Below are 14322 nucleotides of genomic sequence, written 5' to 3' on the forward strand. Positions count from 1 at the left end.
AAGAACTCCGATGCAAGGCCATACGGTACGGCCTTGCGGCGAGCCGGTCAACCGGAACTCTTGGTGGAAATCAGATTTGTCGTAGGAAGTTAGACAGGACTTACCAGCGCAGCAGAACGGAGCCCCAGGTGAATCCGCCGCCCATTGCTTCCAGCATCACGAGATCGTTCTTTTTGACACGTCCGTCCCTGACGGCCGTATCCAGCGCAAGCGGAATGGACGCGGCAGAGGTGTTGCCGTGATGCTGGACCGTGGTCACGACCTTCTCAGGTGCGATACCGAGTTTCTTGGCGCTGGCATCGATGATGCGCTTGTTGGCCTGATGCGGAATGAACCAGTCGAGATCTTCCGATGTGGTGCCCGTTGCCTTGTAGGCATCTTCAATCACGTCGGTGATCATGCCGACCGCATGCTTGTAAACTTCACGGCCTTCCATCCGGAGATGCCCAACGGTCCCGGTGGAGGACGGTCCACCGTCGACGAAGAGCTTTTCCTTGTGTCGGCCGTCGGAGCGAAGGTGCGATGTGAGAACACCTCGGTCGGCCGTCGTGCCTTCACCTTCCGAAGCTTCCACCACGACAGCACCAGCGCCGTCGCCGAAGAGAACGCAGGTAGTCCGGTCGGTCCAGTCCAGAATGCGTGAGAACGTCTCCGCACCGATAACCAGGCAGCGCTTCGCCAAGCCTGCCCGAATATAGGCATCGGCCGTCGTCAGGGCATAGACAAAGCCCGAGCATACGGCGTGCACATCGAATGCGGCACCGTGATAGATGCCCAGGTTGGCCTGGACGGTGACAGCCGTTGCCGGAAAGGTATTGTCAGGTGTGGCGGTCGCCAGAATGATGGTGTCGATCTCCTGAGCATCCCGGCCGGCGCTTTCCAGCGCGCGCTTGGCAGCTTCCAGAGCAAGGTCCGAGGTCATCTGGCCTTCGGCTGCAACATGGCGCTGCTGGATGCCGGTGCGCTGAACGATCCATTCGTCAGACGTGTCGACCATCTTGGAGAGATCGTCGTTGGTCAGGATTTTTTCCGGCAGGAAACTTCCGCAGCCGGTTACGGTCGAACGGATTACGCTCACAAATCACCTTCCGATGTCGGCGCGGCTTCTGCGAAGCGGCCACGATGATAATGCACAAGATCCTGGGCGATCTTGTGTGTCAGTTCGTTTTTGACCATGTCGTAGGCAAGGTCGATCGCCGAGGCATAGCCTTCAGCATCCGTCCCGCCGTGACTTTTGATCACAATGCCATTCAGTCCCAGGAACACGCCGCCGTTGACCTTGCGCGGATCCATTTTCTCGCGCAGCAGATCAAAGGCGCCTTTGGCGAAGAGATAGCCGATTTTGGACATAAAGGTCCGATTCATGGCCGAACGCAAGTAACTGCCGATCTGCTTGGCTGTGCCTTCCGCGGTTTTGAGCGCGATGTTACCGGCAAAGCCTTCGGTCACGACGACATCGACAGTGCCTTTTCCAAGGTCGTCACCCTCGACGAAACCGGCGTAATGCAGCGAGCGCAGCGGCGTTTCGCGCAGAAGCCGGCCGGCGGTGCGAACCTCTTCCAGTCCCTTGACCTCTTCCACGCCGATGTTCAGCAGGCCGACGCTCGGCTTCTGGACACCGAACAGGGCCCGCGCCATCGCGCCACCGAGAATGGCGAAATCGATAAGCTGCTGTGCGTCGGCGCCAATCGTTGCACCGACATCAAGCACCACGGACTCACCGCGCATGGTCGGCCAGATGGCCGCGATCGCCGGACGTTCGATATTGGCCATTGTCCGCAGGCAGAACTTGGACATGGCCATGAGCGCGCCTGTATTGCCGGCAGAGACCGCAACGGATGCATCGCCTGTCTTTACCGCCTCGATGGACCGCCACATGGACGAGCGCCAGCGACCCTGACGCAGGGCCTGACTGGGCTTGGTGTCCATCGCAATGGAGACATCGCAATGATGGAACGTCGAAGCATCGCGAACCCTTGGATACTTTTCCAGGAGTGGCAGCACGACCTTTTCATTGCCGAACAGCAGGAAACGGATGTCAGGATGGCGGACAAGCGCAATTTCCGCCCCGGGAATGACGACGTCAGCCCCATGATCGCCGCCCATGGCATCCAGAGAAATCGGAATAGTTTTCGCCATCTAGAAGGTCTTTTGACGTTTCGCTACCAAGAACAGCACCGAGTGGTGCTTCCAGACAAAGTCCTGCAGGTCCGGCAAGGGCCTAGAACGGGCGCGAACATAACGGTTTTGGCAAGACTGACAACCGTTTTCCTGATCGCGGAGAGTTCTGACGTTGAAAACCTGCATGAAGACCCAGTCCAAATCGTTCCGGCACCTGTGAATACAATGGATATCAGTTATCCGGCTGTTCCTTGAGTGCCTTCAAGGCGGCGAAGGGGGACGGTTTGACCTCGGGCTCTTCATCGACGCTGTCGTCGTCGCCATCGCCACCTTCGAACTCCACTCCCGGCTTGCGGGGGAACGGGTCGAGCGTAAGTGCAAGTTCCTCGCAGATCACGGCACCAAGGTCGAGAACACCGTCCAGAATGACATCGGGCGGGTCGAGGGTTTCCAGGTCGATTTCAATCTCGCCGTCCTCATTGAGATCGCTGACCTTGCGCGGCCGGCTGGACTGGGGCTCGAAGGTGCGATCGACATCGATCTTCAGCTGGCTTTCGAAAGGTTCCAGCGACACCACACATGTCTGTTCCAGCGTTGCCGTCAGCGGGCCGACGACACGCAGTCCCGCCTTGCGATACGGTTTCAGAAGAAAATCCGCCTTGAGGTCACGAATACCATCGAGCTCATAGGTCTTGGCTATGGCCTTGAGCGCGGCTTCGTCCGGACTGACAGTGACGCGTTCGTCCTTGTCGACAACGCGGGCGGCGTTGACCTTGTACGAATAGGGGAAAGTTTCTTTTGTCATTTTTGTTTTTACCTTGGCACCTTTGTCGCGGCCTCTTGCACCGCCGGCTTGGCTCTCAGACCGGCAATGCCTTGAATTTTTCAGGGTCGGACCAGACGATGCTCCCGTTCATCAGTGCTTCCACCGTCTGCCCCTCGAGGCTTTCGGCAGCTTCCAGCATATAGTACGCCAAACGCTTCTGTGCGACCGGCTCTGGTGCATCCGGATAGATGTTGCGGCCGAGCGCCTCTGCCAGCTCCTCAACGTTTTTTGATTCAATCGCCGGAATATAGGCATCGGCACGACCATAAAAGGCTTCGCCCATGACTTTCACCTTCTTGGGCACGCGCGTGTCGCTGACACCCATTTCACGCAGCGATGCATCCATGTCCAGAAAGAACAGGTCAAAGACGTTCTGCGTAAACTCCGAGACCGACTTCCCCTCCCCGCGCATCCGGCGGAAATACAGCACTGCATGGGCCACGATCATGTCAAAACGGCCGTCGACACTATCGGGCACGTGAAAGTCGGTGTAAAAGACTGGCTGCCGTGCTTGAGCCACGATTTCACAATAGACCTTGTGCTCGGCATCGCGGGTCCGACGGCGGAACAGGCCAAACAGCATGGCATCTCCTTTTAAGTCAGGTGTTGCCTTGTGCCCTATCCCACGATAGTGACTTTGCCAAGCAACGAAATTCAAGAGCAGCCAGACCGGTCTGGCGAAACGGGAATTCTTAGATGAACTTCAAGGCAAGCGCCCTGATCCTTCCGCTTCTGGTCACCTTACCGCTCGGCGGCTGTTTTACCTCCACCTATACGCACGGGCACGTGATCACCAGCGACATGCTGAACCAGGTTCAGGTCGGCTCCAGCCGCGAACAGGTTGAGCTGGTCCTGGGAACCCCGTCGACTACGTCCAGCCTCAACGGCGATGCCTACTATTACATTTCGCAGAAAACCGCCACGACCGCCTTCATGGCTCCGGATATCGTCGAGCAGCGCGTCGTAGCGGTTTACTTCGACAAGGACGGCTACGTCCAGGACCTCGGCAACTACTCGCTTGAAGACGGCAAGATCGTCGACATCGTCACCCGCAAGACCCGTACGGGCGGTGCCGACTATGGCTTCCTGACGCAGATCCTGCGCGGTGCGACCAACCCGAGCCTTGGTCTCTGAGGCAAAAGTCTCAACCCTATGCAAAAAGCCCCGGCCATCGGCCGGGGCTTTCTTTTTCCGGGGCGTCAGTGCGCCAGGATCGCCAACAGCAGCAAGGCCACGATGTTGGTGATCTTGATCATCGGGTTCACAGCCGGACCGGCGGTATCCTTGTAGGGATCCCCAACCGTATCGCCTGTCACCGAGGCCTTGTGCGCCTCGCTGCCTTTCTGGTGGGTCACACCGTCCTTGTCGGTGAAGCCGTCCTCGAAGGACTTCTTGGCGTTATCCCAGGCACCGCCACCGGCGGTCATGGAAATGGCCACGAAGAGCCCTGTCACGATCACGCCCAGCAGCATCGCACCAAGCGCCGCGAAGGCGTCGGCCGGAGTTGCCACGGCCTTGACCAGGAAGAACACCACGATGGGCGACAGCACCGGCAGCAGCGAGGGGATGATCATCTCCCGGATCGCCGCCTTTGTGAGCATGTCCACCGCACGGCCGTAATCCGGCCGTTCCGTGCCCTGCATGATGCCCGGCTTTTCCTTGAACTGGCGGCGGACTTCCTCCACCACCGCTCCGGCAGCCCTGCCGACGGCGGTCATTGAAATGCCGCCGAAGAGATAGGGCAACAGACCGCCGAACAGGAGACCTGCAACCACATAGGGATTGGACAATGTGAACAGGGTGCCAACGTCGATGCCGTAGAAGATCGACCCTTCCGCAGCATTGCTGGAGAAGAACTTCAGGTCTTCCGTATAGGCGGCAAAGAGCACCAGCGCACCGAGCCCTGCGGACCCGATGGCATAGCCCTTGGTGACCGCCTTGGTGGTGTTCCCCACCGCATCGAGGGCGTCGGTCGTGGTACGCACTTCCGCCGGAAGATCCGCCATTTCGGCAATCCCCCCGGCGTTATCGGTCACCGGACCAAAGGCGTCGAGCGCGACCACCATGCCTGCGAGTGCCAGCATGGTCGTTACGGCAATCGCAATCCCGAAGAGGCCCGCGAAAGCGTAGGTGACCAGAATGCCCGCGATGATGATCAGCGCCGGCAGGGCCGTTGCTTCCAGTGACACGGCCAGACCCTGGATCACGTTGGTGCCATGACCGGTCACTGACGCCTGGGCGATGGATCTCACCGGACGATACTCCGTGCCGGTGTAATATTCGGTCACCCAGATGATCAGCCCGGTCACCACGAGACCTACGAGACCACAGACGAACAGATCGAACCCGGTAAAGGTCGTGCCGCCCGATGTCGTGAACTCGGTGCCGGCACCGATCCAGCCGAAGATGATGATCGCGAGGGCTACCGCGGACAGAACCGCCGTGGCAATGAAGCCCTTGTAGAGCGCCCCCATGATCGAGTTGTTGCTGCCGAGCTTGACGAAGAACGTGCCGATGATGGACGTCACCACGCAGCTAGCTCCGATCAGCAACGGCAGGTGCATCAGGTCGATGGCCTGGCTGCTCGTGAAGAAGATCGAGGCCAGAACCATCGTGGCGACGACCGTCACCGCGTAGGTTTCGAACAAATCGGCCGCCATGCCCGCACAGTCGCCGACATTGTCGCCGACGTTGTCGGCGATAGTCGCCGGGTTGCGTGGATCATCCTCCGGAATTCCGGCTTCAACCTTGCCGACCAGGTCACCGCCAACGTCAGCCCCCTTGGTGAAGATACCGCCGCCGAGACGGGCGAAGATCGATATCAGGGAGGCACCGAAGCCGAGCGCGACCAGCGCGTCGATCACTGTACGGTCCGTCGGGTCGTACCCCATCATTCCGGTGAGGATGGCGAAATAGACTGCCACGCCAAGCAACGCGAGCCCGGCAACCAAAAGGCCGGTGACGGCACCGGCCTTGAACGCGATTTCCAGCCCTGCCCCGAGGCTTTGGCTGGCCGCCTGGGCGGTGCGCACATTGGCCCGGACGGAAACCATCATGCCGATGTAACCGGCAGCTCCCGAGAGGACGGCGCCGATGGCAAATCCGATTGCCGCGGTGCCGGAAAGCAATAGCCAGGCGAGCACGAAAACAACGGCCCCCACAATGGCAATAGTCGTATATTGACGATTGAGATAAGCGCTAGCCCCTTCCTGGATCGCCTCGGCGATCTCCTGCATGCGCGCGTTCCCTGCATCCGCTGCCATAACGGACTGGATGGCCCACGCCCCATAGGCAATGGACAAGAGGCCACAAATGATGACGACAAGCTCGATCATACTTCCTCCCAAAGCTGCGGCGGACTGATTTTCTTGTCGTTTTTTGCCGCCTGACGGCCCTTCACATCAATTCCTCGACGTGAGGGAGGGTAACGATAGCAGCAAAGCGGCGCGCCTCGTCAAGCTCTCACATTGTTTAATTCAAAACTTCCGTTACGGTATTGTTTGATGCAGCGCAGTAATTATGCTGCGCTGACGAAATGGAATTTCGAAGGTACTTTAAGCGGTTGTATCCGTTCTTCTTTCCGCAACTGCAAGCCAGATAAGCAAGCCGATGCAGAGCACCACAAAGGGAAACACCAGAAGGGTGACCGTGTTCCAGCCGTAGACATTCAGCAAAGCACCGGACGAGAACGATGCGGCAGCAACAAAGCCGAACACCAGGAAATCGTTGACCGCCTGCACCAGGTTCCGCTCTTCGGGCCGATAGGTATCCGTCAGCATGGCGGTGGCTCCGATGAAGCCGAAGTTCCAGCCAAGGCCGAGCAGGATCAGTGCGATCCAGAAGTTGGCAAGGTCGACCCCCATCAACGCGACCACCGAACATCCGGCCAGCAGCAGCAGGCCAATCGAGACGATCCGCTCCTTGCCGAAGCGACCGATGAGATTACCCGTGAAGAAACTCGGACCGAACATGGCAAGCACATGCCACTGAATGCCAAGCGTGGCGTCATTCTGCGACAGGCCGCAGCCGATCATGGCCAGCGGCGTGGCCGTCATCACCATGCTCATGAGCGCATAGGAACAGATACCGCAGGCTGCCGCGACGATGAAACGGCGTTGCGACATGATCTGGCGCAGCGGACGCCCACCCGCCTGGGTATGGCTGTGCCGCTGCGGCTTTGGAATTCGGAGAAAAGCCACGAGGAAAAAGGCAATCAGGGACAAGCCCGCCTGCGCCAAATAGGTTCCGGCGAACAGGATTGGCGAGAACAGGTCCTTGGTGGCGATAACCGTTTGCGGACCAACCACCCCTGCCAGAACACCACCGGCAAGCACCCATGAGATGGCCTTCGGCTTGAAGGCGTCACTTGCCGTGTCTGCTGCAGCAAAGCGATATTGCTGCACGAATGCGCCTGCAAAACCGCTGATGCAGCACCCGAGGGCAAACATCAGAAACTCGTCCTGGAAAACCGCGAATGCCGCCAGCAGCCCGGCGATGGCGCCAAGCAAAGCTGCCCCCATGAAACCGGTCCTGCGGCCGTAGCGGCGCATGATCATGCCGGCGGGAATGGTCCCGAAAGCTGTTCCCAGGACCATCGCCGACACGGGCAAGGTCGCCAGAGACTTGTCCGTATCCAGCATCGAATACCCGACCAGCGGCGCCGTTGCGATCACGATCGACGCCGAAGCCCCACCAATTGCCTGAGCCAGAGCCAATAGCAGCGCGTTTCGTTTTGCCAGACTGTCGTCGACAAAGCTATCGGGGGTCGTCACGGTCATTTGGATACTTTCAGGAAGGCAGAAGTTTGCATGGCACATAACACGCCAACAGCCGACCGCGAAAGACCAGAAGTTTCATTTGCAACTGGAGACCAGCCGAGAGCTGTAACGTGCGGCACGTCGCGGCCAAGCGGCACGAAAGCGCAACACCATCGAAGGCAGGCATTCGGGCGATGGATCCGGCCTGGTAAAATTCCGGCACCTATCCTTTGCGACAGCTAAAAGTGACTGAAGCCCGCATAGCGATCGTAGTCGACAGGTTGCCCGGCTTCTTCAAGCCGAATTCGGCCCTCACCTGCCCGGGCATGACCGATTTGCGTGACGGGACAGCCGGCCAGGTGAGCAACCCGGCAGAAATTACCAGAAACGTCTTCCGGCACCGCCATCAGGATTTCATAATCGTCGCCACCGTTCAGGCAACGGGCAAAGTCCTCTGGTGACTTGATCTTGAGATGGGCGAGCGCCTGTGAAAGCGGCACCTGATCCAGGTCGATCGTGAGGTCCAACGCCGAAGCGCTGGCCATATGCGCGCAGTCGGCGAACAGGCCATCTGACACGTCCATGGCAGCCGAAGCATAATCGGTCACCGCCCCGGCAAGCCTCGTGCGCGGCCTCGGCAGCAGGTAGCGGTCGAGAATATGGGCTTCTTCGCTCTCTGTCAGATCATGATCGCGGCAGAAGTCGGGGTTGAGGCGCGCCTGAAGACCGGCAGCGGCGTCGCCAATGGTTCCGGTGACAAACAGAAGATCGCCCGGTCGTGCCCCGGACCGCCGAACTGCGCTGCCGGTTTCAACCTCGCCTATTGCCGTAATCGACACCTGCAGACCATTGCCGGAACGGACCGTGTCACCGCCCAGAAGATGGAAATCATAGGCCGCCTGGTCAGCCGCCAGGCCGTTGCAGAACCGCTCAAGCCAGTCGACCGTCCAGTCGGACGGCAACGACAGGCCCATCAGATAGCCGCGCGGACGTGCGCCCTTCGCCGCAAGGTCCGAGAGGTTGACCCTCAGTGCCTTGGCGGCGATCGCTTCCGGTGCATCTTCAGCAAAGAAATGAATATCGGCCGCCAGCACGTCCTTGGTCAGAACGAGGTCATGGCCTTCCCGCGGTGTCAGCACCGCGGCATCGTCGGTCAGACCGAGACTGCCCGGGTCTTTTGCCAAAGGGGCAAAGAAACGCCGGATCAGCTCGAATTCGCCTGGCCGGTCAGCGCCCATGATCAGGAGGCGCCGTCCGTTTTCTTTTCCTCGAGTTCGCCGCTGCGCAGTTCATGCGCAAGACGGTCGAGCACGCCGTTGACAAGGCCGGGCTCATCATCATCGAAGAAGGCCTTGGTGACGTCGATATACTCGGAAATGATCACCTTGGCCGGAACATCCTTGCGGCGCAGCAGCTCGTAGGAGCCGGAGCGGAGGATAGCCCGCAGCAGGCTGTCGATACGCTTCAGGGGCCAGTCTTCGGCCAACGCGGTGTGAATGTAGGGATCCAGAAACTTCTGGTCCTCCACAACGCCGGCAAGGATCTGCTTGAACCATTGTTCGTCGGCTTCGCGGTACTGCGCACCGTCGATTTCCTTGCCGAGGCGAAAGGCAGTGAATTCGCTGACGACACTGGTCAGCGGCGCACCGCCGACGTCCATCTGATAAAGGGCCTGAACAGCAGCAAGGCGAGCCACGCCGCGTTTGTTTGCAGGGCGCACAGTTTTTCCAGCCGGTTTTTCCGGGTCGGCCTTTCCGGTCATTCTTCTTATACTCCAAGCCGCTCGCGCAGGGCGATCATGTCGAGGGCAGCACGGGCAGCCGCGCCGCCTTTGTCCTTGTCGTCCACCTTCGCGCGGGCCCATGCCTGCTCACCGTTTTCAACGGTCAGGATACCATTTCCGACAGCCAGATCCGCATCGACGATCAAATCCATGATCACCCGGTTCGATTCATTGGCAACAATATCGTAATGGGTGGTCTCGCCGCGAATGACGACACCCAGCAGAACGAAGCCGTCGTAAAGCTCGCCGTCGTTTTCCATTGCCGTCAGAGCCATGGACAGGGCAGCCGGAATTTCCAGGACGCCCGGTACAGCGATCCGGTCATAGCTTGCGCCGGCAACCTCAATGGTCTTGATCGCGCCTTCTGCGAGAGCATCGGCCAGATCTTCGTAGAAACGGGCTTCGATGATCAGAAGTTTCGGTGCAGCGCTCATGGGTTTTCGTTCCTATGTAAGGCCGCGACAGGAACCACGTCTGCCCCGGTTTGTCCAGTCTCATTCGTAAAGGACCACGATATCCCGGTGACGAGTTCGTCCCGTGGTTAAGGCGGTAAATGATATTAGCTCTTTTCGAAGGTGTTGGGACCGTCCCCTACCCGGTCTTGGAGAATTCCGCAAGACGGGCGGCGTAGCGGGCCATCATATCCACTTCCAGGTTGATCTTGTCACCGACCTGCCGATCGGACCAGGTCGTGACCTCGAGCGTATGCGGGATCAGGAAGACGGAGAAGAGCAACCCGTCGACCTCGTTCACCGTTAGGGACGTGCCATCGAGCGCAACCGAACCCTTCTTGGCAATGAAGGGGGCGGCTTCCTTCGGCGCTTCGAACTGGAAATAGACCGAATCCGGATGGTCTTCACGCTTTGTCACCGTTGCAAGTCCATCGACATGGCCAAGCACCAGGTGCCCACCCAGCTCCGCACCCATCGTCAGCGAGCGTTCCAGATTGAGTTTCTGCCCCACTTTCCAGGATGCGACGTTGGTCAGCGCCAGGGTTTCGGCGGCCGATTCCACTTCAAACCAGTTGCCATTGGATCCGTTGTCCTTGGCTGTCACCGTGTGGCAGACGCCAGAACAGGAAATCGAAGCCCCGATGTCGAAGCCATTCGTATCGTAGGCGGTGCAGATCCGCGTCCGCATTCCGGCAGGGATCTTGTCGATAGCGAGGATCTCGCCGAGGTCGGTCACAATTCCGGTGAACATGTCAGGCTCCGCGCCGTCTGAGATAAACAAAACTGTCCGGACCGAAACGGCCCGCATCGACCCGCTCGAATTTGGGGTCTTTGAGAACATCTGCAAGGTCAAGACCGTGCAGAGCAGGTATGCCACCTTCGCCGATTACGATATCCCCGGTAACGACACAAAGATCATCCACCAGGTCCGCTGCCAGAAATGACGACGCCAGACGGGAACCACCTTCAACCATCACCCGCGTTATGCCGCGTGTTGCCAGCGCACTCAGGATGACAGAGGGCTTGATGCCGGTTTCTTCAGCTGGCACCCGGATGACATTGACGCCAGCAGCCGCCAGGTCCGCCAGCTTGTCAGCATCCGCCGCATTGCCACACACAAGCCAGACAGGTACGTCGACGCAGGTTTGCACCAGTTTGGAAGTCAATGGCAGCCGGGCACACCGGTCGATGATGACCCGCACAGGAGAGCGATCAGCGAGGCCCGGAAGTCTGCAGGTCAGTTGTGGGTCATCGGCAAGCGCCGTGCCTGAACCGACCAGGATGGCGTCGCATTCGGCGCGAAACCCATGGACCTTGCGCATCGACAGGGCACCGGAGATCTTGACCTGACCTTCGCCTGCCCGGCCGATAAATCCATCCCTGGAAACAGCCAGCTTCAGGAACACCACCGGACGCTGTTTCAGTTGCCTGTAAGTGAACCCTCGGTACAGCGCATGCATGGCCTTTTCGCGCACACCCACTTCCACCTCGATGCCCGCATCGCGCAGCATGGTGACACCACGGCCAGCGACACGCGGGTTCGGGTCCAGCATGCCGACGACCACGCGTTTCACGCCCGCCTCGATCAGAGCCTTGGCGCAAGGCGGGGTTCGGCCGTAGTGGGAACATGGCTCCAGGGTGACGTAACAGGTCGCCCCTTTTGCCCTGTCCCCCGCCTGGTTCAAGGCATTGACTTCCGCATGCGCCATGCCGGGACGGGACGTGACGCCTCTGCCCACGAGAACAGCGGCCCCTGCGTCGAAACGGACGATGAGCGCAGCCACGGAAGGATTGGGCCACACACGGCCGAGACCACGACGAGCAAGGCGTTCGGCGGCCGCCATGAAACGGGCATCAAGATTGGAAAGCTCGGACATCAAGAACCGGATACTGCAGGTCAGGAGTTTTTGAGCGGCTGTCCGTCCGGATCGCTCAGCTCATCCAGAAGGGCTTCGAAATCCTTCGCCTCACGGAAGTTCTTGTAAACGGAGGCAAAGCGGACATAGGCAACGTCATCGATGCCCTTCAGGCCTTCCATGACGTGGTTGCCGATGGTTTCCGCGGTGATTTCGGTTTCGCCTGAACTTTCAAGCTGGCGAACGATGCCGGAGACCATGCGTTCGATCTTGTCAGGATCCACGGGACGCTTGCGCACCGCGATCTGCACGGACCGCATCAGTTTTTCCCTGTCGAAGGGAACGCGGCGCCCGGAGCGTTTGAGCACCAGGAGTTCGCGCAGCTGCACGCGCTCGAAGGTGGTGAACCGGCCGCCGCAGGTATTGCAGATCCTGCGGCGGCGGATGGCTGTATTGTCCTCGGTCGGGCGGGAATCCTTGACTTGGGTTTCCTCACCCCCGCAAAACGGACATCTCATGTCTTAAAGCTCCTGAGCGAGCCCGCGATTAGCCCCCGTAGATCGGGAACCGGGCCGTCAGTGCTTCTACCTTGGCTTTGACCGCCGCTTCAACTGCCGCGTTGCCCTCTTCACTGTTTGCGGCCTTCAAACCGTCCAACACTTCCGTGATCAGCAGACCGACTTCGCGGAATTCCGCAACACCGAAGCCGCGTGTGGTCGCTGCCGGGGTGCCGAGACGAACGCCAGACGTGACAAACGGCTTTTCCGGGTCGAACGGGATACCGTTCTTGTTGCAGGTGATGTTGGCGCGGCCGAGAGATTTTTCAGCCACCTTGCCGGTGGCGTTCTTCGGACGCAGGTCCACCAGCATCAGGTGGTTGTCGGTGCCGCCGGAAACGATATCCAGACCCTGCTCCTTCAGGACTTCAGCCAGAACCTTGGCGTTTTCCTGAACGGCGCGGGCATAAGCCTTGAATTCCGGCTGCAGTGCTTCCTTGAAGGCAACGGCCTTGGCAGCAATCACATGCATCAGCGGGCCACCCTGAAGACCCGGGAAGACGGCCGAATTGATCTTCTTGGCGATCGCTTCGTCGTTGCTCAGGATCATGCCGCCGCGCGGGCCGCGCAGGGACTTGTGGGTGGTTGTGGTGACGACATGGGCGTGCGGCACCGGAGACGGGTGGACCCCACCTGCAACCAGACCGGCGATATGCGCCATGTCGACCATGAGATAGGCACCAATGCTGTCGGCGATTTCGCGGAAACGCTTCCAGTCCCAAATGCGGGAATAGGCGGTGCCGCCGGCCAGGATCAGCTTGGGCTTGTGTTCGTTGGCAAGGCGCTCGACCTCATCCATGTCGAGCAGATGGTCGTCCTCACGCACGCCATAGGAGACGACGTTGAACCACTTGCCGGACATGTTGACCGGGGAACCGTGGGTCAGGTGACCACCGGAGTTGAGATCCAGGCCCATGAAGGTGTCGCCAGGCTGCAGAAGAGCCAGGAACACCGCCTGGTTCATCTGGCTGCCGGAGTTCGGCTGAACGTTGGCAAACTGGCAGCCGAACAGTTCCTTCGCGCGCTCGATTGCCAGCGTTTCGGCAATGTCGGCGAACTCACAACCGCCATAGTAGCGCTTGCCCGGATAACCTTCGGCATATTTGTTGGTGAAGATCGAGCCCTGTGCTTCCAGCACTGCGCGGGAAACGATGTTTTCCGAAGCAATCAGCTCGATTTCATGCTGCTGACGGCCGAGTTCCTTGCCGATCGTGTCGAAGATATCCGGATCGGCTTCAGCAAGGCTGCGGGTGAAGAAACCGGACTGCAGGGACTGATCGGAGCTTTCCATCAAAGACATAGCGCCATCCTTGTGTTCTTTTGATAGATCAGGAGCATCGGCGGCCAATGTCCGGAAGGACGCTTTCGACCGTCATGCCTGTGTGAGGCGAGGAATTAACACACCCCCCGACCAGAACCAAGGGGCATACCGACGCGTCCAGTTTGGAAAACGACACAGCTGCCAATTCTTGAACGAAACAAGTTTTCGCAACCTTGGGCCAAATCTAAACTGACAACCCAACAAGTTACACTTGCAACAGATCCGACCTTCATCGCCGATCATTTGACCGGCACCAAAACAATACCCGGGCACAATTCAAATCTGCTCTCGCAAATCGATCTGGTTCGCCGTTCTTCTCAAAACGATTTAAATTGATAGTTGTTTTATCGAAACCTGTTGCGGAAGCAGAGACTTAAGACAAACCATCAATAAAGGGTCGGGTCAGGTCTGTTCTGCGCAGCCAAGCCTTCCTGTTCAAGGCGGCGGCGAAGTTTTCGAACGGCAATCCGCTTCAGATCTTCCTGAGCTGCTGAAGCCGGCCCGAAGACCGACACTTCAAAACCGGTCGCCGCGTCAATGGCAGTGACCTTGACCTGCTGACCGATCGGCCGAAACTCAAGATAAATTTCACCAGGCCGCTCTTCGCGACTCATTGCCGTTCTCCTGATCCAGCACCCCGTTGTCGAAC

15 protein-coding genes are annotated in these 14322 nt (G+C 59.2%); 1 reads left to right on the forward strand and 14 read right to left on the reverse strand.

Going from position 1 to position 14322, the window contains the following annotated elements; translation table 11 throughout:
• Nucleotides 1-100: 100 nt before the first annotated feature.
• The 4 genes from HCG46_RS19820 to HCG46_RS19835 form a co-directional block, all read right to left on the reverse strand.
• A complete protein-coding gene (locus HCG46_RS19820) occupies nt 101-1078 on the reverse strand; it encodes a beta-ketoacyl-ACP synthase III (RefSeq protein ID WP_023003818.1) in 978 nt (325 codons plus the stop codon).
• Nucleotides 1075-2139, reverse strand: coding sequence for a phosphate acyltransferase PlsX (gene plsX / locus HCG46_RS19825; protein WP_023003817.1), 1065 nt, complete (start codon nt 2137-2139; stop codon nt 1075-1077). The genes HCG46_RS19820 and plsX overlap by 4 nt, the downstream gene beginning before the upstream one ends.
• 214 nt (nt 2140-2353) lie before the next feature.
• Entirely contained in the window at nt 2354-2926 is a 573-nt protein-coding gene (locus HCG46_RS19830; RefSeq protein WP_168687160.1) for a DUF177 domain-containing protein, read from the reverse strand.
• A 55-nt stretch (nt 2927-2981) separates the two neighbouring features.
• Entirely contained in the window at nt 2982-3530 is a 549-nt protein-coding gene (locus HCG46_RS19835; RefSeq protein WP_023003814.1) for a ubiquinol-cytochrome C chaperone family protein, read from the reverse strand.
• Nucleotides 3531-3643: 113 nt separating this feature from the next.
• Between HCG46_RS19835 and bamE the strand changes: the two genes are divergently transcribed.
• Nucleotides 3644-4081 (forward strand): outer membrane protein assembly factor BamE, encoded by a 438-nt coding sequence (gene bamE, locus HCG46_RS19840; protein ID WP_006931570.1) that lies wholly within the window; start codon nt 3644-3646, stop codon nt 4079-4081.
• A gap of 65 nt (nt 4082-4146) precedes the next feature.
• Here bamE and HCG46_RS19845 read toward each other — a convergent pair whose 3' ends face one another.
• From HCG46_RS19845 to HCG46_RS19890, 10 genes are all read right to left on the reverse strand, one after another.
• Nucleotides 4147-6282: a sodium-translocating pyrophosphatase gene (locus HCG46_RS19845; protein WP_023003813.1), complete on the reverse strand. Its 2136-nt coding sequence runs from the start codon at nt 6280-6282 to the stop codon at nt 4147-4149.
• Nucleotides 6283-6501: 219 nt separating this feature from the next.
• Nucleotides 6502-7725 carry an MFS transporter gene (locus tag HCG46_RS19850; RefSeq protein WP_168687161.1) on the reverse strand — a complete coding sequence of 408 codons (1224 nt, stop codon included), beginning with the start codon at nt 7723-7725 and terminating at the stop codon, nt 6502-6504.
• Between the two features lie 218 nt (nt 7726-7943).
• Nucleotides 7944-8942, reverse strand: coding sequence for a thiamine-phosphate kinase (thiL, locus tag HCG46_RS19855; RefSeq protein ID WP_168687162.1), 999 nt, complete (start codon nt 8940-8942; stop codon nt 7944-7946).
• A 2-nt stretch (nt 8943-8944) separates the two neighbouring features.
• Complete coding sequence (gene nusB / locus HCG46_RS19860) at nt 8945-9466, reverse strand: transcription antitermination factor NusB (protein ID WP_023003810.1); 522 nt, start codon at nt 9464-9466, stop codon at nt 8945-8947.
• 5 nt (nt 9467-9471) lie between these two features.
• Nucleotides 9472-9921: a 6,7-dimethyl-8-ribityllumazine synthase gene (gene ribH, locus HCG46_RS19865; protein ID WP_168687163.1), complete on the reverse strand. Its 450-nt coding sequence runs from the start codon at nt 9919-9921 to the stop codon at nt 9472-9474.
• A gap of 157 nt (nt 9922-10078) precedes the next feature.
• Complete coding sequence (locus HCG46_RS19870; RefSeq protein ID WP_168687164.1) at nt 10079-10690, reverse strand: riboflavin synthase; 612 nt, start codon at nt 10688-10690, stop codon at nt 10079-10081.
• A 1-nt stretch (nt 10691) separates the two neighbouring features.
• Nucleotides 10692-11816 carry a bifunctional diaminohydroxyphosphoribosylaminopyrimidine deaminase/5-amino-6-(5-phosphoribosylamino)uracil reductase RibD gene (gene ribD, locus HCG46_RS19875; protein ID WP_168687165.1) on the reverse strand — a complete coding sequence of 375 codons (1125 nt, stop codon included), beginning with the start codon at nt 11814-11816 and terminating at the stop codon, nt 10692-10694.
• Nucleotides 11817-11836: 20 nt separating this feature from the next.
• On the reverse strand, nt 11837-12313 hold the full coding sequence (nrdR, locus tag HCG46_RS19880; protein ID WP_023003806.1) for a transcriptional regulator NrdR: 477 nt from the start codon (nt 12311-12313) through the stop codon (nt 11837-11839).
• Nucleotides 12314-12341: 28 nt separating this feature from the next.
• Nucleotides 12342-13652, reverse strand: a complete 1311-nt coding sequence (glyA, locus tag HCG46_RS19885; RefSeq protein ID WP_031270645.1) for a serine hydroxymethyltransferase — start codon at nt 13650-13652, stop codon at nt 12342-12344.
• 407 nt (nt 13653-14059) lie between these two features.
• Complete coding sequence (locus tag HCG46_RS19890; protein WP_062489145.1) at nt 14060-14287, reverse strand: hypothetical protein; 228 nt, start codon at nt 14285-14287, stop codon at nt 14060-14062.
• Nucleotides 14288-14322 lie beyond the last annotated feature (35 nt).

It is taken from the genome of Labrenzia sp. PO1 (genome assembly GCF_012273635.1).
In the GTDB taxonomy this organism is placed as follows: domain Bacteria; phylum Pseudomonadota; class Alphaproteobacteria; order Rhizobiales; family Stappiaceae; genus Roseibium; species Roseibium algicola.